The 19928-nt window shown below is 41.9% G+C and carries 21 protein-coding genes; 1 reads left to right on the top strand and 20 read right to left on the bottom strand.

What is annotated here, in order from left to right; translation table 11 throughout:
• Positions 1–4: 4 nt before the first annotated feature.
• The 19 genes from GS400_RS18005 to GS400_RS18095 form a co-directional block, all read right to left on the bottom strand.
• Positions 5–406 carry a F0F1 ATP synthase subunit epsilon gene (locus GS400_RS18005; RefSeq protein WP_160104109.1) on the bottom strand — a complete coding sequence of 134 codons (402 nt, stop codon included), beginning with the start codon at positions 404–406 and terminating at the stop codon, positions 5–7.
• Positions 407–477: 71 nt separating this feature from the next.
• The gene (atpD, locus tag GS400_RS18010; protein WP_160104110.1) at positions 478–1887 is read right to left on the bottom strand and encodes a F0F1 ATP synthase subunit beta; all 1410 of its coding nucleotides are present in this window, start codon (positions 1885–1887) and stop codon (positions 478–480) included.
• Between the two features lie 36 nt (positions 1888–1923).
• Positions 1924–2781, bottom strand: coding sequence for an ATP synthase F1 subunit gamma (gene atpG / locus GS400_RS18015; protein WP_160104111.1), 858 nt, complete (start codon positions 2779–2781; stop codon positions 1924–1926).
• A 46-nt stretch (positions 2782–2827) separates the two neighbouring features.
• Positions 2828–4333 (bottom strand): F0F1 ATP synthase subunit alpha, encoded by a 1506-nt coding sequence (gene atpA, locus GS400_RS18020; protein WP_160104112.1) that lies wholly within the window; start codon positions 4331–4333, stop codon positions 2828–2830.
• 18 nt (positions 4334–4351) lie between these two features.
• Positions 4352–4897, bottom strand: coding sequence for a F0F1 ATP synthase subunit delta (locus GS400_RS18025; RefSeq protein ID WP_160104113.1), 546 nt, complete (start codon positions 4895–4897; stop codon positions 4352–4354).
• The gene (gene atpF, locus GS400_RS18030; protein WP_236561040.1) at positions 4894–5418 is read right to left on the bottom strand and encodes a F0F1 ATP synthase subunit B; all 525 of its coding nucleotides are present in this window, start codon (positions 5416–5418) and stop codon (positions 4894–4896) included. The genes GS400_RS18025 and atpF overlap by 4 nt, the downstream gene beginning before the upstream one ends.
• Positions 5419–5608: 190 nt before the next feature.
• Positions 5609–5824, bottom strand: a complete 216-nt coding sequence (gene atpE / locus GS400_RS18035) for a F0F1 ATP synthase subunit C (RefSeq protein WP_027447842.1) — start codon at positions 5822–5824, stop codon at positions 5609–5611.
• A 52-nt stretch (positions 5825–5876) separates the two neighbouring features.
• The gene (gene atpB, locus GS400_RS18040; RefSeq protein WP_160104114.1) at positions 5877–6602 is read right to left on the bottom strand and encodes a F0F1 ATP synthase subunit A; all 726 of its coding nucleotides are present in this window, start codon (positions 6600–6602) and stop codon (positions 5877–5879) included.
• A gap of 23 nt (positions 6603–6625) precedes the next feature.
• Positions 6626–7000, bottom strand: coding sequence for an ATP synthase subunit I (locus tag GS400_RS18045; RefSeq protein ID WP_027447844.1), 375 nt, complete (start codon positions 6998–7000; stop codon positions 6626–6628).
• A complete protein-coding gene (locus tag GS400_RS18050; protein ID WP_160104686.1) occupies positions 6997–7191 on the bottom strand; it encodes an AtpZ/AtpI family protein in 195 nt (64 codons plus the stop codon). The genes GS400_RS18045 and GS400_RS18050 overlap by 4 nt, the downstream gene beginning before the upstream one ends.
• A gap of 380 nt (positions 7192–7571) precedes the next feature.
• Positions 7572–9752, bottom strand: a complete 2181-nt coding sequence (locus GS400_RS18055) for a S8 family serine peptidase (RefSeq protein ID WP_160104115.1) — start codon at positions 9750–9752, stop codon at positions 7572–7574.
• Positions 9753–10146: 394 nt separating this feature from the next.
• A complete protein-coding gene (gene wecB, locus GS400_RS18060) occupies positions 10147–11298 on the bottom strand; it encodes a non-hydrolyzing UDP-N-acetylglucosamine 2-epimerase (RefSeq protein ID WP_160104116.1) in 1152 nt (383 codons plus the stop codon).
• 22 nt (positions 11299–11320) lie between these two features.
• The gene (gene upp, locus GS400_RS18065) at positions 11321–11950 is read right to left on the bottom strand and encodes a uracil phosphoribosyltransferase (protein WP_027447849.1); all 630 of its coding nucleotides are present in this window, start codon (positions 11948–11950) and stop codon (positions 11321–11323) included.
• Positions 11951–12146: 196 nt separating this feature from the next.
• Positions 12147–13445 carry a globin-coupled sensor protein gene (locus GS400_RS20410; protein WP_160104117.1) on the bottom strand — a complete coding sequence of 433 codons (1299 nt, stop codon included), beginning with the start codon at positions 13443–13445 and terminating at the stop codon, positions 12147–12149.
• A gap of 152 nt (positions 13446–13597) precedes the next feature.
• Entirely contained in the window at positions 13598–14833 is a 1236-nt protein-coding gene (glyA, locus tag GS400_RS18075; protein WP_160104118.1) for a serine hydroxymethyltransferase, read from the bottom strand.
• Positions 14834–14936: 103 nt separating this feature from the next.
• Entirely contained in the window at positions 14937–15506 is a 570-nt protein-coding gene (locus tag GS400_RS18080) for a TIGR01440 family protein (protein WP_160104119.1), read from the bottom strand.
• 69 nt (positions 15507–15575) lie between these two features.
• Positions 15576–16013 carry a ribose 5-phosphate isomerase B gene (gene rpiB, locus GS400_RS18085; protein ID WP_160104120.1) on the bottom strand — a complete coding sequence of 146 codons (438 nt, stop codon included), beginning with the start codon at positions 16011–16013 and terminating at the stop codon, positions 15576–15578.
• A gap of 77 nt (positions 16014–16090) precedes the next feature.
• Positions 16091–17386, bottom strand: a complete 1296-nt coding sequence (locus GS400_RS18090) for a methyl-accepting chemotaxis protein (protein ID WP_160104121.1) — start codon at positions 17384–17386, stop codon at positions 16091–16093.
• 58 nt (positions 17387–17444) lie between these two features.
• Positions 17445–18059, bottom strand: coding sequence for a low molecular weight protein arginine phosphatase (locus GS400_RS18095; protein ID WP_160104122.1), 615 nt, complete (start codon positions 18057–18059; stop codon positions 17445–17447).
• Between the two features lie 192 nt (positions 18060–18251).
• Here GS400_RS18095 and GS400_RS18100 point away from each other — a divergent pair, with 192 nt between their 5' ends.
• Entirely contained in the window at positions 18252–18626 is a 375-nt protein-coding gene (locus GS400_RS18100; protein WP_160104123.1) for a hypothetical protein, read from the top strand.
• Between the two features lie 174 nt (positions 18627–18800).
• Here GS400_RS18100 and GS400_RS18105 read toward each other — a convergent pair whose 3' ends face one another.
• Positions 18801–19928 carry an MBL fold metallo-hydrolase gene (locus tag GS400_RS18105; protein WP_160104124.1) on the bottom strand — a complete coding sequence of 376 codons (1128 nt, stop codon included), beginning with the start codon at positions 19926–19928 and terminating at the stop codon, positions 18801–18803.

Below are 19928 nucleotides of genomic sequence, written 5' to 3' on the forward strand. Positions count from 1 at the left end.
CAGCTTAAGCTTTTTCTTTTACATCTATGCGGTTGATTGCACGTTGTAGTGCTAGTTCAGCTCGCATTAGATCAATGTCGGATGCGCCTGAGTTTACGCGACGTTCTGCACGTTCTTTTGCTTTTTGCGCTCTTTCGATATCGATATCGGATGGGAGCTCAGCAGATTGTGCTAGAATCGTTACTTTCTCTGGACGGACTTCAACGAAGCCACCGTTTACAGCGATGATGTCGGCTGAGTTATTGCTCTTCAGGCGAACACCGCTAATTGTTAATGGTGCTACTAGAGGGATGTGACCTGGTAGAATACCAAGTTCACCTGTTTCCGTCTTACAGCTTACCATATCGTAGTTATTTTCTATAACTGGGCCATCAGGAGTGACAACACTCACAGTTAGTGTTTTCAAGTTTAACCCCCCTTGGGCTAGAATGAAGCGGCATCTGTTAAGACAAACGCCGCTTTATATTCTACTCGTTACTACATGGATTTTGATTTTTCTACTACTTCTTCAATACGTCCTACTAGACGGAATGCGTCCTCTGGAAGGTCGTCATATTTACCATCTAAGATCTCTTTGAATCCTTTTACTGTTTCAGCTACTGGAACGTAAGAACCTTTTTGTCCAGTGAACTGTTCAGCAACGTGGAAGTTCTGAGATAGGAAGAACTGAATACGGCGTGCACGAGATACTGTAAGTTTGTCCTCATCAGAAAGCTCGTCCATACCTAGGATCGCAATGATATCCTGAAGTTCTTTGTAGCGCTGTAGTGTACTTTGTACGTTACGTGCTACTTCGTAGTGCTCTTCACCAACGACTGCTGGGTCAAGCGCACGAGATGTTGATGCAAGTGGATCCACGGCTGGGTAGATACCTTGCTCAGATAGTTTACGTTCAAGGTTTGTCGTCGCATCTAAGTGAGCGAATGTTGTAGCCGGTGCCGGGTCTGTGTAGTCATCGGCAGGTACGTAAATCGCCTGGATAGATGTGATGGAACCTTTGTCAGTAGATGTGATACGTTCCTGTAATTGTCCCATCTCCGTTGCAAGTGTTGGTTGGTAACCAACGGCAGAAGGCATACGACCTAGTAGGGCGGAAACCTCTAGACCACCTTGCGTAAAGCGGAAGATGTTGTCGATGAATAGAAGTACGTCTTGTCCTTCTTCATCACGGAAGTATTCAGCCATTGTAAGACCAGAAAGTGCTACACGCATACGAGCTCCTGGTGGCTCGTTCATCTGACCGAACACCATCGCTGTTTTCTTGATAACGCCTGAATCTGTCATTTCATAGTACAGGTCGTTACCTTCACGTGTACGCTCACCAACACCTGCGAATACGGAAATACCACCGTGCTCTTGTGCGATGTTGTTGATTAATTCCTGAATTAGTACGGTTTTACCTACTCCGGCACCACCAAATAGACCGATCTTACCACCTTTGATGTATGGAGCAAGCAAGTCAACAACTTTGATTCCTGTTTCAAGAATCTCAGTTTCTGTTGAAAGGTTTTCGAATACTGGTGCTTGACGGTGAATTGGATCACGACGCTGGTCACTTGAAAGTGGTTCGTCAAGATCAATGTTTTCACCTAGTACGTTAAATACTCGGCCTAGTGTAGCTTCACCTACTGGTACGGAAATTGGTGCACCAGAGTCAACTACATCTAGTCCGCGAACAAGTCCTTCTGTTGAAGACATGGCTACAGTACGTACGGCGTCGTCACCTAAGTGTAGCGCTACTTCCAAAGTAACATCCATGCTTACTTCGGATTCGTTCTTCGCTTCATAACGGACAGTTAATGCGTTATTGATTTCTGGGAGATGACCGCTCTCAAACTGAACGTCAACAACGGGTCCCATTACTTGTGTAACGCGTCCTTTGCTCATGGATTTCCCTCCTAACTTACTTTCACGTTTACCCTGTTACTCGAGGGCAGCGGCTCCGCTGACAATCTCGGTAATCTCTTGGGTAATGGATGCCTGACGTGCACGGTTATATTTAAGCGTTAAGTCGCCAACTAACTCGTCAGCATTATCAGTTGCAGCTTTCATGGCTGTCATACGGGCAGCGTGCTCACTTGCTTTACCGTCTAACAATGCGCCATAAATTAAGCTTTCAGCGTATTGAGGTAAAAGAACTTCAAGAATCTCTTCCTCATTTGGCTCATATTCATAAGAAGTCATTGATTGTCCTTCAGATGAAATGTTGGTTAACGGTAATAGTTGCGTAGCCGTAACCTCTTGTGTGATTGCACTTACGTAATGATTGTAGTAAATGTGAAGTTCATCAATTTTCTCATCCGTGTATAGCTGAACAGTTTGCTTCGCGATATCTGCAATATCAGCAAAGTTTGGCTGGTCAGCCACTCCAGTGATTTCGTGCTCTACTGGCATGTCACGTTTTTTGAAAAAGTCACGACCGATACGTCCAACAGGAATGGTGGTGTACTCATCCTTGGAATTGTGACGCTCTTGAATCGTTTGATAAACGTTTCTCAAAATATTACTGTTATAAGCTCCTGCAAGACCACGGTCTGATGTGATAACAAGGTAAGCTGTTTTCTTCACCTCACGCTCTTCAAGCATTGGGTGACTTGCATCAGTACCATTTGCAATGCTGGCTACAACTTCTTGGATTTTTTTCATGTACGGAACGAAATTCTTCGCATTTTGTTCCGCTTTGTTCATCTTAGAAGCTGATACCATTTCCATTGCTTTTGTAATCTGCATGGTCTTCTTCGTTGAAGTAATACGAGACTTAATATCTCTAAGGGATGCCACGTCGTTTCACCACCCTTTCTTCAAAGGTTGCTATCAGATTAATTTCTTACGATACAACGAATGTTTTCTTGAACTCTTCGATTGCAGCGTTGAAATCATCTTTTTCTGGTAGCTTACCAGTGTTTCGAATGTGTTCGTAAAGTTCAGGTTTGTTTTTACCAATCCAGCTCTGTAGCTCAGACTCAAAGCGTGTGATGTCTGAAGTTGGGATATCATCAAGGTAACCATTAACTAGAGAGTAAATGATTGCTACCTGTTGTTCTACTGGAAGTGGCTCATGTAAGCCCTGCTTCAAGATTTCTACTGTACGCTCACCACGGTTCAGTTTCGCTTGAGTTGCTGCATCTAGGTCTGATCCGAACTGTGCGAATGCTTCTAGCTCACGGAAGGATGCCAGGTCCAGACGAAGTGTACCGGCTACTTTCTTCATGGCTTTAATTTGTGCGGAACCACCAACACGGGATACGGACTGACCAGCGTTGATCGCCGGACGTACACCTGAGAAGAACAAGTCAGATTGTAAGAAAATCTGTCCGTCTGTGATGGAAATTACGTTTGTTGGGATATAAGCTGAGATGTCCCCTGCTTGTGTTTCGATAAATGGAAGTGCTGTTAAAGAACCTCCGCCTTTATCGTCACTTAACTTCGCTGCACGCTCTAGTAAGCGGGAGTGAAGGTAGAATACGTCACCAGGGTAAGCTTCACGACCTGGAGGACGACGTAGCAATAGGGAAAGCTCACGGTATGCTGACGCCTGCTTCGTAAGGTCATCGTAGACAACTAGTACATGTTTACCGTTGTACATGAACTCTTCACCCATGGATACGCCTGTGTAAGGAGCTAGGTAAAGAAGTGGTGCTGGTTGAGATGCACCTGCTGTTACGACGATTGTATTTTCAAGAGCACCGTGTTGACGTAGCGTTTCTACTGTTCCACGAACTGTAGATTCTTTCTGACCAATCGCTACGTAAATACAGATCATGTCTTGGTCTTTTTGGTTAATGATTGTATCGACTGCTACTGTTGTTTTACCTGTCTGACGGTCACCGATGATTAACTCACGCTGACCACGGCCGATTGGAACAAGAGCGTCAATCGCTTTGATACCTGTTTGAAGTGGCTCATCTACGGATTTACGATCCATAACGCCTGGTGCAGGAGATTCAATTGGACGAGTTTTGCTCGTTTCAACTGGCCCTTTACCATCAACAGGCTGTCCAAGTGGGTTTACTACGCGGCCTAAAAGCTCATCTCCTACTGGAACCTGCATGATACGACCAGTACGACGAACTTCGTCACCTTCACGGATATCTGTAAATTCACCTAGGATTACAATACCTACGTTGTTTTCCTCAAGGTTTTGCGCCATTCCCATGACACCGTTTGAAAATTCAACAAGCTCACCTGACATTACGTTGTCAAGGCCATGCGCACGAGCAATACCGTCACCAACCTGGATAACAGTACCAACATCGTTGACTTCAATTTCAGAATCATAGTTTTCGATTTGCTGTTTAATCAGCGCACTAATTTCTTCAGCATTGATGCTCATGCAATTTCACCCCTATCATCATTTGTTTCCAGATGTCAATTTACGTTCGATACGTTGAAGCTTACTGCTAACACTGCCATCATAAATACGGTTTCCGATTTTAAGTTTTAGACCACCTAAAATAGAAGGATCTACGATATTGTGAATGCGGATTGCTTTCTTGTTAAGCTTTTCAGTGAATACGGATTGAATCGACTTCTGCTCCTCTTCACTAAGCTCACGAACGGAATAAACATCTGCGTCTGCAATTCCACGTGCTTCATTCGTTCTTTTTACAAATTCGTTAACCATTGTCGGGATAACGCCTTCACGGTGACGATCTAAAAGGATATCCAGCGTGTGCATAACCTCTTTGGAAACACCTTTGAAAGCTTCATGAATCATGTTTTTCTTTTGATTCAATTCAATGGCAGGATGTTGTAAGAACGTGTGAAGTTTTTCATTTGAGCGAAATACTTCGCGGATTGTTGTTAGTTCATCTTCGAATTGTTCAAGCTTAGACTGTTCTTGTCCGATTTGAAAAAGAGCCGTTGCATAGCGCTTTGCTACTACTTCATTACTCATCGCTCTTCTCCTAACTCTTGAATGTATTCGTTGATTAGTTTTTCTTGGTCTTGCTCAGAAAGTTCTTTCTCAATCACCTTGCTTGCAATTTGTACGGACAAGGAAGCCACTTTGTCTTGAAGGGCTTGGATAGCTTTTTCTTTCTCATTCTCGATATCTTGTCGAGCGGACTCTTTGATGCGCTCAGATTCAGCACGAGCTTGTTCAACAATTTCTTGTTGTTGCTCTTTACCTGCCTTTTTCGCATCTTCGATAATCGTTTGAGCATCTTGACGAGCATTTTTCAGCTCTTCTTGTGCTTCTTTCGTCATGCGCTCTGCATCTTGACGATTCTTTTCTGCTGTATCGATCTCATTTGCAATGTGATCTTCACGTTCTTTCATCATGTTCATTAGAGGTCCCCATGCAAACTTACGAAGTAATGCTAAAAGGATAATGAACATAACCAAAGAAAATATCATATCTCCAACTAGAAAACCGGCACCAGCGTTTAGGGCCAGGTTTGTTGTAAATAAATGCACACCATTCACTCCTTTCACACTTATCGGTAACAAGCTTTACATTAGAAAAACTCGGCTTTTAGCTACCCTTGATAGCCAAAGTCGGGTTTTTGAATAGATCTTTATGGAAGTTGTGAAACCATTTGAGTAAAGGAAAGGCGATGATTCTAGTAAGACGAATCTCGCCCTTGCCTTTTAAATTATAAAGCTATTATTGACCCATTACGATAAATGCGATTACAACTGCGATGATTGGAATCGCCTCTACTAGTGCAACACCAATGAACATTGTTGTTTGAAGGGCACTACGTAGTTCTGGTTGACGAGCGATCCCCTCTACTGTACGACTTACGATTAATCCGTTACCAATACCTGCACCAAGTGCTGCTAAACCTACTGCGATAGCTGCTGCTACTGCTCCAGTCATGATAAAATTCCTCCTCTTATTTTATATCTTAAAAGATATTTAGTTTATAAAATTAATGGTCTTCGCTCACTTTGTGAGACATATACACCATCGTTAACATAGTGAAAATAAATGCTTGAATTGCACCAATGAAGGTACTAAATCCTTGCCAAGCTAGCATTGGAATAGCTGCACCTAATGTACCTGCAATTCCAGTTGTGGCTAATCCAGCAAGTAAGCCAAGTAAAATCTCCCCGGCATAGATGTTTCCGAACAAACGCAAACCTAATGTTAACGTGTTCGCAAACTCCTCAATAATTTTTAAAGGGAATAAGAAAGGCATTGGACGGAAAAATTCTTTTCCATACTCTTTCACACCCTTCAGTTTTATACCATAATAGTGCGATAAAGCGACTACTAGGGTAGCTAGTGTCAATGTTACCCCTGGATCAGAAGTTGGTGACTTCCACCATAGATAATGATCACCTGTGACGACCATAAACATAACACCTAGCATGTTCGCTACAAAAATATAGGTTAGTAGCGTTAATCCTAATGGCAAAAACTGCTTTCCTGTCTTCCAATCCATGGTACTTCCTACAATGCCTTTTACGAAATCGACTACCCATTCCATAAAGTTTTGTAGACCTGTTGGTTTTCGTTGAAGGCTCTTAGCACTTGCAACACCTAAGATAAACACAATGACAGAAGCAATGAATGTCATGAGTACTGTAGACAAGTTAAAATCCAACCAACCGATTCCCCATAGATCTTCGAGTAAAGGTGCCTTATGATCCAAAATGTTCACCTCTCTTCCTATGACTAATCTTTAAATCTAGAAACTAAAAATTCTATCATAATAACAACATAGGTTGTCATTAAACCCAATACAACTGCAATTAGATGGAAATGTTGTTGAAAGCGTAGTGCTATAAGAATGGCTAAACCTGCTGCAGCCATGCGAGAAAAGGTTCCGAACGCCCTTGATGTTCGGTTTTCTTCTGCAGCTTGTCCCATTTGGTTGATCTTTCGCTGCATAAGCCAGAGGTTGAAAAAGCTTAGTACAGCTCCAAGGATTAAGCCGAGGAAAATCTCTTGATACGGTAGAAAGCCCCATCCAAGCACAAACAAGGCTAGAAGGTAGATCATCCATTTTCTTTGACGTGTAATCATGGTTTTGTATTGTGGGTCCGTCATGTTTGATCTTCTCCTGTGTATTTGCGCACGAGTAGAATGGTGCCATATGTACCTGCGGCCAGCCCTAAGAAAAGACCTAGGATTAAAAAGAGTGGTGTTGTGGTAAACTGGTTATCAAGCCAACGCCCAAGGAAGATTCCTACTAACGTACAACCCGCCAGTTGTGAAAGAATTCCACTCGTCAATGCCATTGCTTTAAAAGGGTTGTTCTGATTTGAGGACACGGAAACCGCTCCTTAAGTTTTCATAAATTTTGTGACTCGAAATTTGTCGATTTATGAAAGCCTTATCATTCCACACTTAGTAAGAATACATTAGGGGTTTTCTAATGTCAATCCGTTTGTGAGGAAAAGTAATCGGTGGAAAAAATTATTACATTTGTGACACATTTTTGTCACAAATTGACGCCCAATTGAATGGTTCTATGAGCGCAAAAAAAGTGATTGTGCATATTTCACAATCCCATAAAAATTGTACTACATTTTTAAAATGAATACAAAGGTTTTTACTATGTCCATGTTAAAAAGCTCACCTAGTAAGGTGAGCTTTTTATATCTTAGAAAAGTTTTCATTATGGATATTCTGTTCCAATGACAATCTTCGTCTCAAATGTTTGCTTCATGTTGCCTTTTTGAATGGTTAATACCGCTAAGTATATCCCATCTTCCCCTACTTCATCTTTTGTTAAGGTTCCTTTCACGACTCCGCGTTTCACATCTTGTTTAGAAAGAATCGTGCGTTCAAATCGTAGTGTATCTGGATTGTATAGATCAATCTGAAACTCATCTGCTTCTAGAGGGAGGTAAACTTGATACTGGTACGTTTCTTTTGTGAATGGCTTTAATGTAAATTCTAGCCCCATAACTCTTGGGAAGTCTGTTTTCTTTGTTAGGAATAAGTAAGGTAGATGATAGGTGTTATGTTCATCGTGTAATGTAATCCATCCTTGGTGGAATGGTTTTGAAAGATCAATTTGTCTCTGATCTATTTTCACTTTAATTTGAACTGCTTTTTGTTCACCAGCACCTAATGAAAAACTCATGGGCACTTGCCATTGCAGCCCCCTCATTTGGTTCGGCGACTTAAAATAGTATTCCTGTCGTTCATCCGTACGGTTTTTGATTGTAACTGTGGCTTCTCTTGTTTCTACATCTTTTAGTACTCTGCCGAATGTTAGGCGGCTGTTGTAAATGAAAGTGGGAGGATCAATTGCTTTTTGTGGTTGAATACGCCCCATACCTTGAGCAATCGGTTCTAAAAATTCACCTGTCTCTTTTTTGATTGGTGATGCGGTTGTTAAAAGTGCTGCTTTTAACTGATGAGGCCCCCAATCTGGATGAGCTTCTTTTATGAGAGCTAGTGCTCCTGCCACGTGCGGTGCGGCCATGCTTGTTCCCTGCAGTTCTTTATAGCCTCCAGGCACTGTGCTTTTAATCGCTACACCTGGCGCTAAAATATCAGGCTTGATGTCCCAGTTCCATGTAACAGGTCCTTTTGAGCTAAAATCGGCCAGTGTATCCTGAATGGTTTTGTATTTTGTTTCTAGCCACTTTTTATCAGGGAGTATGTTTTCTATGATCCATTCACCTGACTCTTTTGAGATCGAGGCAACTGGAATGGAGACCTCCTCTTCTAAACCACCTTGAAAACGTCCTTCTTCATTATTATATATAACTGCTGCTACAGCCCCTGCTCTTTCCGCTGCTTGTGCTTTTTGAGTGAATGTGATTTCCCCTCTTTTAATCAGTGCGATTTTGCCGCGTAAGTCTGGCATCTTTCCTTTTGCTAAGTCTATGTTTTGAAGGGGATAGTCTTTTTGCAGATCCCAAGCTGTTGATCCTACAAGGGGTGTGATGGGAATGTTTTTTCTTTCAAAATATGCATATAAATAAGGAAGTTTTATTGGAGGGGTTGAAGCTCCTACGCCAATCGCATCAACCGCTGTTGCTGGTGATCCCACCGTCCACACCCCTGGTCCCGAGTTCCCATTTGAAATGACCATCGACACGCCCATCTCAACCGCTTTATTAACAGCTATACTTGTTGGCCAATCGGGTCCATTGATTGTGTTGCCTAGCGATAAGTTGATGATATCCATATCATCCTCTACAGCTTGCTCAATTGCAGCAATGACCTGTACTGACGTTCCCATACCTCCTGGACCAAGCGCCCGGTATCCGTAGAGCTCAGCATCTGGTGCCATGCCTTTGAATTCCCCATTAGCTGCTATGATTCCAGCCACATGAGTGCCGTGTAATGTAGGCGCTCCCTGATGTTGCTTGGTCTCCATGGGATCTCCATCCAAATCGACGACATCGTACCCACCTTTATAGTTTTTTCGTAAGTCGGGATGCTCATAATCAATGCCCGTATCGATGACTCCGACTTTCACCCCTTTTCCTGTGTAGGGAAGTTGCTCTCTTGGGGTGTACTTATCAAAAAGGTACGACATACTATCGTTTGCGTGCACCTGATACTTTTGAACAGGGAAGATTTGTTTAACGAATTCTGCTTGCTCGAGCTGTTGCAAATGAGATTGCGACCCTTTTACAGCAAGTGCTTGAAGAAGGGTGTCGTACACTTGAACAACTTCTATTCGTGGATAGTATTTTTCTACATGGGTTTTCCATTTGTTTGCGTCCCCTTCAACCTCAATGATCATTGACTTTTGCTCACCAAGTCCTGTTGATTGGATAGGTGAAGCGAGTATAACGATTGCTAGGAGAAGAGTCATTATGAGCAGCTTTTTCATTTGGTGGGCACCTCTTTTTTGAATGGATCCGTACTTCTTCTTATTTTGTTAATTTGTCCAATGGAGGTGGTTTTTATGAGTTATATCAGGGTGAGGAGTTTGGGGTTGATTTAGAGCTCTTTTTTGGGATAGGTGCTTGCTGATTCTGGATTGGTGGTTCTTTCTTTTGGATAGAGGCTTTGTAATTACGGATAGAGAGCTTTTTCTTCTGGATAGAATCGTTTTCCTTCTGGATTGACGCTCTGTAATTCTGGATAGAATCCTTTTTCTTCTGGATAGGCGCTCTGTAATTGCGGATAGAATGCTTTTTCTTCTGGATAGAGCGCTCTTTAATTCCGGATCAAGGTTCATTCAATAAAAAATCAAGGAGAGTCTCCCCTCCTTGATCTTCAGCTTAGTCTTCTGTTGTAAATGCTTTTGGTCTTTCTTCTGTATGGTTGAAGAAATAGCGTATCGCTTCGGCAATACGGGCTGAGGCTTGTCCATCTCCGTATGGGTTGGATGCACGGGACATGGACTTGTGTACCTCTGGATCGGATAGCAATTCGTTTGCCATATTAAAGATGTTCTCTTCATCCGTACCCGCAAGCTTCAGCGTACCTGCATCAATTCCCTCAGGACGTTCTGTTGTATCGCGTAACACTAAAACTGGTACACCAAGAGATGGTGCTTCTTCCTGAACGCCACCGCTGTCCGTTAAGATCAGGTGTGCTCGGGATGCGAAGTTATGAAAATCGATAACATCTAATGGCTCGATCAAGTGAATGCGATCATCGTCGCCAAGAATTTCTTTTGCTGTATCTTGTACAACTGGATTTAGGTGAACCGGATAAACAACTTCTACATCATCATGTGTATCCACTAAGCGTTTAATTGCACGGAACATTTGCTGCATTTTGTCACCAAGGTTTTCACGACGGTGTGCTGTAACAAGCACCATACGCTTATCCTCAGCTTTCTTTAAAATGCTGTGTGTGTAGTCATCTTTCACGGTTGTTTTTAATGCATCGATCGCTGTATTCCCTGTTACATAGATCGAATCTTCAGGTTTGTTTTCATCCAAGAGGTTTTGCTGGGATTTATTGGTTGGTGTGAAATGTAAATCCGCCATCACACCTGTCAGCTGACGATTCATCTCTTCAGGAAACGGTGACAGCTTGTTCCATGTACGAAGACCTGCTTCTACGTGACCAACTGGAATTTGGTTATACATTGCAGCTAGACTTCCCGCAAATGTTGTCGTGGTGTCGCCGTGAACCAAAACAACGTCAGGCTTCGTTTCTTTCATCACACCGTCTAGCCCTTCAAGTGCTCGTGTTGTAATTTCAGCAAGGGTCTGTCTGGATTTCATAATATTTAAATCAAAATCGGGCTCAATACCGAAAATATCTAACACTTGATCAAGCATCTCACGGTGTTGTGCAGTAACCGTTACGATCGGTTCAAATTGGGTGTTACGCTTTTTCAGTTCAAGAACGAGGGGCGCCATCTTGATCGCTTCTGGTCTTGTTCCGAATATGGTCATAACTTTTATGGGCTGACTCATGTCGTTCCCTCCAAACTCAGCGTTATTTAGTTCCGAATAGGCGGTCCCCAGCGTCTCCTAGTCCTGGAACAATGTAACCTTTTTCGTTAAGTTTTTCATCAAGCGCAGCTAGATAAATGTCTACATCAGGGTGTGCTTTCTGTACTTCCTCCACCCCTTCTGGAGCGCCAACTAAACACATTAGGCGAACCTGCTTAACACCACGTTTTTTCAAGGATTCAATCGCTTCGTTAGCGGATCCTCCTGTTGCAAGCATTGGGTCAATCACGATAAATTCACGTTCTTCAACATCGCTTGGAAGTTTTACATAGTATTCAACTGGTTTTAGCGTTTCAGGATCACGATATAAACCAACATGTCCAACTTTTGCAGCTGGAATTAAGCTAAGCATACCATCTACCATACCTAGTCCAGCACGTAGAATTGGCACAATACCTAGTTTTTTACCTGCAATTACTTGAGATTTAGATTCGGAAACAGGTGTCTGAATCGTTACATCTTCTAGAGGGAGATCTCGTGTGATTTCGAATGCCATAAGTGTTGCCACTTCGTCGACAAGTTCACGAAATTCTTTTGTACCTGTTTCGTTCTTTCGTATGTACGTTAGTTTGTGTTGAATTAGAGGATGATCAAATACGTATACCTTACCCATGAGCCGATCTCTCCTTTATGAATAGTTTGCATCCTTAAAATTGTACTGAATAATTTCGGATGTTTCAAGAATTTATATCAATCTTAGTCTATCCAATTCTTGTGGTTTCCATTTCTTTATATCTTTCGATTGAACAAAAGGGTTTATGTCTTGTCCACGTAAAAGAAAAATCCCCCAAAGATTTGGAGGATTTCGGTTATGCTTCTGTTTTGGTTAATAATTGTTCCGCTAGCAAAGATAAATTGTCGGTTGTTCCATGAATGTCTTGAATGGCATCTACTATTGTATCGAGGTCGGCTTTATTTTCAGCAAACATATCGAGATATTGATTCATCTCCATACGTACCGTATCTAACCCTTGGTTTACTTGCTTCATATCGGATTGAGAGCGCATGGTCGATTCATTCATGTTTTGCATAGATCCTAAAAGCTCATGGATATTGTCATTACTTTCCTTTGTAATTCCGTTTATCTGATTACTCATTTTCTTAGAATTCTCTGCTAGTTTACGCACTTCTTCAGCTACAACGGCAAAACCTTTTCCACTTTCACCAGCACGAGCCGCTTCAATAGAAGCATTAAGAGCTAGTAAATTCGTTTGATCCGATATATCCTCAATCTGATTTGTGATCGAGGTGATTTGCTTCGATAGCTCTTCTAACCGCTCCATGGTTTTCATGCTTTTATTGAATTGTTCAATTACCTCCTGATAAGAGCTCATCATTTCACTTACTTTTGCATCATTATGGTCGGTTAAACTTATCAGGTTTTGACTACTCTTTTGCGTGTTGTGGGTAGCCTTACGAATGCGTTCAGCTTTTACAGACGTTTCGTTCATGGAAGCTCCTGTTTGTTGAACGGAAGCTGCGACCTCCTGGCTTAGAGAAATCATTTCTTGTCGTAACTGTTCATTTTGAGAATTGGCCTCTTCGATCTGGTTCATGCGAACTTCTACATAATAATCAACAACAAGCTGTGCATCCAAATTTAGAATGTTTGTGACGGCTACTAGAGCATTCGATAGTTCTGCCGGTCTATCCTGAAAATATTCGACTACTTTAGGAATCAGGAGTGAGCTAAGTGCTGAATACGTTGCCAAAAACCAAGCAATAGGTAGTTGAACACCGTTATGTGTGCTCCCAATACGTTTGCGAAGCTGGAGATACGCATCATCAATATTGCCGGAAAAAATGCTATCAAAATACATCGTGAATACTCGTTTTAATGCTTCATTGGAACTGTGAGCGTTTGCAATTGCACTCAACTCGGGATGATGATGCAAGTGATCAAGTACGCGATCCAAAAGCTCATCGGTTAGTTCCATTACAATTGGCTTCATTTCCTTTAAGCTATTTAAATGCTCATTGGTTAAGTGCATGTAACGAATGCGTCCATTTAAATCTTCATCTGATGTATGTACATGTTGCACAGGCTGTTTATACTGAATATCTGCTTGAAAACGGGGTTCCGGACGTTTTTTTGTAAATAAATTCATGAATAAACCTCACTTTTGTATATGTTTTGAACAATATTTGTATATCTATTATGCACCCTTTTTCCTAGATATTCAAGCAAATAGACCTATAAGTTTTAGAAGTTTTCCTATCCACATAAAAAACCCCCATTCCAAGGAATGAGGGTTTTCCATTATTGATAAAGTGGGAACTGACCAGTTAGTTTTAGGACGCGTTCTTTTGCTTCTTTTAATTTTTCTTCGTCTTCGTGGTTGTTTAAGGTAAACGCCATGATCGAAGCTAGTTCATCCATTTCCTTCTCACCAAAGCCACGAGTGGTTACGGCTGCAGTACCAATGCGTAGACCGCTTGTAACGAACGGACTTTCTGGGTCGAAAGGAATCGTGTTTTTATTCGTCGTGATTCCAATATCGTCTAACGCTTGTTCAGCAACTTTACCCGTTAGGTTCATAGGGCGTAAATCTAGTAATAGCAAGTGATTATCTGTTCCACCTGACACTAGACGAATACCTTCTTTTTGTAGCGCTTCACCTAAGCGTTTTGCATTTGAGATGATATTCTCAGAGTATTCCTTGAAGCTTGGGTCTAGCGCTTCTTTAAAGCTTACGGCTTTTGATGCGATGACGTGCATCAACGGGCCACCTTGCATGCCGGGGAATACGGATTTATTAATTTTCTTCTTGTATTCTTCTTTACAAAGAATCATACCGCCACGTGGACCGCGCAGTGTTTTGTGTGTTGTCGTTGTAACAAAATCAGCATGTTCAACTGGATTTTGATGAAGACCTGTTGCCACTAGCCCAGCAATGTGCGCCATATCTACCATTAAATATGCTCCAACTTCATCAGCAATCTCGCGGAACTTTGCAAAATCGATTTGACGCGGATAAGCGCTTGCCCCTGCTACAATCATCTTTGGCATAACTTCTTTCGCTTTCTCACGTACCGCTTCATAATCGATTTGTTCTGTAGATTCGTCTACACCATAATCCACGAAGTTGTACAGGGTACCACTGAAGTTCACTGGGCTACCATGTGTTAAGTGTCCACCATGGTTCAAGTTCATGCCTAGCACGGTATCGCCTGGCTCTAGGACTGTAAAATATACAGCCATGTTCGCCTGCGCGCCAGAGTGAGGTTGAACGTTAGCATGATCTGCACCGAATAGTTTCTTCGCACGTTCAATGGCTATATTTTCAGCGATATCCACGTATTCGCAACCGCCATAATAACGGCGACCAGGATATCCTTCAGCATATTTGTTCGTCAAAACAGAGCCCATCGCTTCCATAACGGCTTCAGACACAAAGTTTTCAGATGCAATAAGCTCTACTTTATCTTGTTGGCGTCCACGCTCTAGATCAATGGCTTCCATAATTTCTGGATCTACGTTTTGTATATGTTTCATTTCATACTCCCCCTTAAATCTTATCTTTAAAAGTGATGAAGGTATAAGTTTTCCTTAAAGATGTCTAGCTCCAGCGCCCAGCAACGTGCGCTTGCGCTTTTCTTTAATCACAATGCTCAGCATCTGCTCGCTCATAGACAGCTCGAGCACCACCAATAAGTTTCGGTCGCGTTCTTGCTGAAGTGACGTGGGCATAGCCGATTGATTTCTGTTTCAATCGAACAGGAACTGCCACTCTTTTGAGGTGCATGCCGATCAATGTGTCTCCAATATCAATGCCTGCGTCTGCAGTGATTTCTTCCACCATAACTGGGTCTTTGAAATGTTTATAAGCGTATGAAGCCATAGAGCCTCCAGCTTTTCTTACTGGAACTACTGCGACTTCATCTAACCCTTTTGCGTTTAAAACTTCTCTTTCTATAACGAGCGCTCGATTGATGTGTTCGCAACCTTGAAATGCAAGATGAACCCCTGTTTCTTGCTTGAAGGATTCCATCTCTTCAAATAAAACTTGCGCGATTTGTTCACTACCTGAAGTACCGATATGCTCACCGGCCACTTCACTTGTCGAGCACCCTACAACAAAAATATCATTATGCATTAAATACTCGAGACTTTTCCACTCTTCTAAAGCGTTTCGTACATCTTGTTGAACTTGTTCAACTGAGAGCATACTCACCCTCCTATTAAAAAAGGAGAAGACACACTTGTATCATGCACACTTCTCCTTTTTATGAAAGATTTATCCTTCGTATTCTTTAATTTTTTTGACACGGTTCGCATGACGTCCACCTTCAAAATCAGCTTCTAACCATGTCTTCGCAATTTCACGTGCAAGGCCCGGGCCAATTACACGCTCTCCCATTGTCAGTACATTGGAATCATTGTGTTCTCTTGTTACTCTCGCAGTAAATACGTCGTGTACAAGGGCACAACGGATTCCTTTTACCTTGTTAGCTGAAATGGACATACCAATTCCTGTTCCACAAATTAAAATACCACGATCGAACTCACCATTTGCCACACGTTCAGCAGCAGGAATTCCATAATCCGGATAATCGACAGAGTCTTCGCAGTCACATCCAATATCAAGATATTCAATGTTCATTTCTTCTAGTAGACTTGCTACTTCTTTACGGATGTTCACGCCACCGTGGTCAGATGCTAAAATTACTTTCATTCTTATTCATCCTTTCTTGATGATAATGGATTTCTATGATGACTACCTCAAGTAATTAGAGGCTAGCTTTTTCTTTATTAATGATTCAATTTAAATCGCTGTATTTGTTGTTGTAAGCTTTGTGCATTCTCAGATAAAGCATGCGATATTTGATCAATATTTTCAATTAAATTGGTTTGCTCTTGGACAGATGCATTCACTTGTTGGGCACTTGCTGATGTTTCTTCAGCAATGGCAGAAACCTCTTGAGATTGTTGAGATGTTTCCTGTAATGACGTCAGCTGTTGATCAACTAGAGAAGTAATCTCACTTACTGCTGTGGCAACTTCATTTACAGAAGAAGACATATTCGCAATCGCATTGTTTGTTTCTTCGCCTTTGTTTGCTTCAGTACGAGCAAATTCCACTTGTTCTGAGATTTGTTTTACGACTTGAGTTACGTCTTGTTGCATATTGGTTATTAGATCGGATATACCTTGTACGGCATTTGCACTTTCATCCGCTAGCTTCCTTACTTCTTCAGCTACAACAGCAAATCCTTTTCCATGCTCTCCTGCACGAGCTGCTTCAATGGATGCGTTTAATGCAAGAAGGTTCGTCTGTTCTGCGATATCTCCGACAAGCGAGATAATGTCATCAACTTTTTGCGCATTGGTTTCTAGACGGTTTACCGCTTCAAGCGAAAGTTCTTGTTCTTTCGCTATACTTTGGATTCCCGATACAAGCGAGTGAATAACATCCTTACTATTTCCTAAGGTAACCAACATATGCTTGGACATTTCCTCAGAGCTCTGCGCTTTTTCCTGAACTTGTGTCGCAAGCTGTGTTGTTTGATCCACAGCCTCAGCTGTTTGCTGAATAGCCATGGATGAATTTTCGGCTCCTTGCGATATATCCCCAATTGTGTCGCCGATAATCTGTGCCTGCTGAGTAGCTTGTTCAGCAGCTTTTTTGATTTCTTGAACCGAGTGGTTGGTGTCTTCGAAATTTTGCTCAATATTATGTACCATGTCTCTTAGGTTTGAGAGCATTGTTTCAAAAGCAACACCTAATGAGCGAACTTCATCATCCGATTTGGATACGACAAGCTCATTCGTAATTTCCCCACTAGCAGCTAGAGTAGCCGCTTGTTCTAAGTTATGAAGTGGTTTTGTGATAAAACCTGCAGCAAAATAAGCTAAAATCCCTGACCATATGATCCCCAACAATAAAGTCAGAATGGTGAACATCATTTCTGACATTCCCAATAAGTTTTGAACTTTGTCATAAAGTCCATAGATAAAAAAAGCACTTGTTGAATACGTAATCACCGCTAAAACTGATATAAGCATAACCAGTTTCAAGCGTAAACTCGCACGATAACGCTTTTTCATGTAGCACATCCCCCTAATATTAATCTAAGCAAAAGGTCCTTGAACCTTTTCTCATCCCCTACTCATTGTCTAATTTTTTCAGCAAAAGTTCAATATGTTTTTCTATTTCTGAAAGCGTTCTTTCATAGGTGTCGAGACTTCCACCGAAGGGGTCTGAGATATCAATATTCGGAAGGGTTGATTCGATCTCTTTAATGAGTTCAATTTCCTCTTTAAGATGTGACCATAAGGCTTTTTCTAGTTCTGTATTATTTTCATATTTGTGTCTGTTTTTTTGTAGAAAAACGGTCTTCTTATCTTCTAAGGTAGAGTAAACTTGTTTCAATCGTTCCCAGTCGCCCTCATGACCTTCAAGCACATATTCTTTGAGGGTGAAAATAATCTCTTCAAATTTAGGAAACTCTAGTATTAAATTTTGTTTATGCTGTTTTGTCATCGTCAGCACAATATCCGCCCATTGTAAAAGCTCTTTCGTTACAGGCTGGGAGCGATGATCCAACTCAACATCCTGACCTTTTAAGGCTTCTACTGTCCCTTGTGATGCAGGTGATCCATTATGTGCAAAAATACCTGCAGATCTTACTTCAATATTGGAATCTTTTTTCTTCAACAATGCCTCTGCCATAGGGCTCCGACACGTATTCCCTGTACAAACAAATAGTATATGTTTCATCTCTTGAACCCTCCAAACGTTCCTCATCTTATTATAACAAGAAAAAATATTGCCGTCTTTATAAAGAAAATGCCAAGCGTTCTAGAGCTAGGTTTTAGTTATGTTTCTGTTAAATGTTGTTCCATTAAAGCCCCCTATTGTTGAAGACTTGGATTCGAGATAATGCGGGACAGTGCAGGGGAGGCTGCCTTGATGGAATACAGTGGCTATCCGACGGAATGCAGTGCCTACCTGACGGAATACAGCTTCTACCCGACGGAACACAGCTTCTACCCGACGGAATATAGCTTCTACCCGACGGAATGCATCTTCTACCCGACGGAACACAGCTTCTACCCGACGGAATGCATCTTCTACCCGACGGAATATAGCTTCTACCCGACGGAATACAGCTTCTACCCGACGGAACACAGCTTCTACCCGACGGAATACAGCTTCTACCCGACGGAATACAGCTTCTACCCGACGGAATATAGCTTCTACCCGACGGAATATAGCTTCTACCCGACGGAATACAGCTTCTACCCGACGGAATACAACACCACACCGCTGGAGAGCAGTTCCTAACCGAGAAAAACGACGGACAGTGGTTCTCAAATTGGCAACGGGCCCACCTACTCAACAAAACAGCTTATTCAAGATTACTTCCAGATAACAGAAAAAAATATATCAACGACAATGTTAATAAACCTCAATTTTAAAAAGGTACCGTGAAACACGGTACCTTAAAAATTCATTATTTTATACAGCACAACGGTTCGGGCCGACTTCCATTTCGCGGCGTTCGTCCTGATCTGGTTCTTGTTTGCCCATGTTCGTTTTGCGGATTTGTTCGTGACTATTTGGCTGAGGAGGTAGATTGTCCGTAACAATGTGACGGAATTCTTCTGCATCCTTCACCTGCAAGCGATCATTGTTACTATAAAGCTCGTCTAACTTCGCTTGTACGGTTCCATCATCGTTGATCTCTTCCATCTTACCAAAGTGAGACGGAAGTACGATAAGCTCCTGGGACAATTCTTTATAGCGATCATATAACGTCTTTCTTAGGTCATCTACCCAAGCATCAGCTTTACCAGCCAAGTCTGGACGACCGATGGATTCTACGAATAGAATATCTCCTGTCATTAAGAACTGTTGGTCTACAATAAGGCTTGTACTGCCAATGGTGTGACCAGGAGAATAGAAGGCAGAAATCGTAACGGTTTGATTACCTAGCTGAACATCCGTACCATCTTTAAGAGGGCTATAGTCAAACGTTAATCCTTCATCATCTTTTGGTGGGAACCAGTAATTTGCGTCCGTTTCATCAGCTAGTGTCTTTCCACCTGAAATGTGGTCTGCATGAAGATGGGTATCGAAAACATGCTTAATCGTTAAGCCTTTTTCTTCAGCAAACGATTTATATTCTCCAATCATACGGTTTGCATCAATAACAGCCGCTTCACCATCTGCAGCTACTACATACGATAAGCAACCTTTTCCGATTCGGAGGAATTGATACAGCTCTCCTCCACCTTTGAGGTTCGCAACTTTAACAGGTTCAAGATGCTCGCTCCATGCAGTCATGCCACCTTTTAAGTAGGTAACATCCTGTACACCAGCTTCTTCTAAAAGCTCTACTGCATTTTGTGAAGAAATTCCTTTAGCACAAACTACATAGATTGGTTGATCGTTTGGCAACTTCGGCTTTACATCTTCAACACCATTTTTAAGCTGTGTAAATGGGATATTAAGACTTTGGACTGTCTCACCCTCAATTGCCCATCCTTCGTAATCATCTTCTTTACGGATGTCTAGTAAGAATACGTCTTCCTTATTCAATATTTTCTGAGCTAATTCTTTTACTGTTAGAGGTTCCATAGCCAT

It is taken from the genome of Pontibacillus sp. HMF3514, assembly GCF_009858175.1.
Taxonomy (GTDB): domain Bacteria; phylum Bacillota; class Bacilli; order Bacillales; family BH030062; genus Pontibacillus.

Bases quoted from the DNA above. Each gene is read 5' to 3' on its own strand.
- atpD (WP_160104110.1), bottom strand. From the start codon at position 1,887: ATGAGCAAAGGACGCGTTACACAAGTAATGGGACCCGTTGTTGACGTT.
- atpA (WP_160104112.1), bottom strand. From the start codon at position 4,333: ATGAGCATCAATGCTGAAGAAATTAGTGCGCTGATTAAACAGCAAATC.
- GS400_RS18025 (WP_160104113.1), bottom strand. From the start codon at position 4,897: ATGAGTAATGAAGTAGTAGCAAAGCGCTATGCAACGGCTCTTTTTCAA.
- atpE (WP_027447842.1), bottom strand. From the start codon at position 5,824: ATGACTGGAGCAGTAGCAGCAGCTATCGCAGTAGGTTTAGCAGCACTT.
- GS400_RS18045 (WP_027447844.1), bottom strand. From the start codon at position 7,000: ATGACGGACCCACAATACAAAACCATGATTACACGTCAAAGAAAATGG.
- GS400_RS18050 (WP_160104686.1), bottom strand. From the start codon at position 7,191: ATGGCATTGACGAGTGGAATTCTTTCACAACTGGCGGGTTGTACGTTA.
- GS400_RS18055 (WP_160104115.1), bottom strand. From the start codon at position 9,752: ATGAAAAAGCTGCTCATAATGACTCTTCTCCTAGCAATCGTTATACTC.
- wecB (WP_160104116.1), bottom strand. From the start codon at position 11,298: ATGAGTCAGCCCATAAAAGTTATGACCATATTCGGAACAAGACCAGAA.
- upp (WP_027447849.1), bottom strand. From the start codon at position 11,950: ATGGGTAAGGTATACGTATTTGATCATCCTCTAATTCAACACAAACTA.
- GS400_RS20410 (WP_160104117.1), bottom strand. From the start codon at position 13,445: ATGAATTTATTTACAAAAAAACGTCCGGAACCCCGTTTTCAAGCAGAT.
- glyA (WP_160104118.1), bottom strand. From the start codon at position 14,833: ATGAAACATATACAAAACGTAGATCCAGAAATTATGGAAGCCATTGAT.
- GS400_RS18080 (WP_160104119.1), bottom strand. From the start codon at position 15,506: ATGCTCTCAGTTGAACAAGTTCAACAAGATGTACGAAACGCTTTAGAA.
- rpiB (WP_160104120.1), bottom strand. From the start codon at position 16,013: ATGAAAGTAATTTTAGCATCTGACCACGGTGGCGTGAACATCCGTAAA.
- GS400_RS18090 (WP_160104121.1), bottom strand. From the start codon at position 17,386: ATGAAAAAGCGTTATCGTGCGAGTTTACGCTTGAAACTGGTTATGCTT.
- GS400_RS18095 (WP_160104122.1), bottom strand. From the start codon at position 18,059: ATGAAACATATACTATTTGTTTGTACAGGGAATACGTGTCGGAGCCCT.
- GS400_RS18100 (WP_160104123.1), top strand. From the start codon at position 18,252: ATGGAATACAGTGGCTATCCGACGGAATGCAGTGCCTACCTGACGGAA.
- GS400_RS18105 (WP_160104124.1), bottom strand. From the start codon at position 19,928: ATGGCTATGGAACCTCTAACAGTAAAAGAATTAGCTCAGAAAATATTG.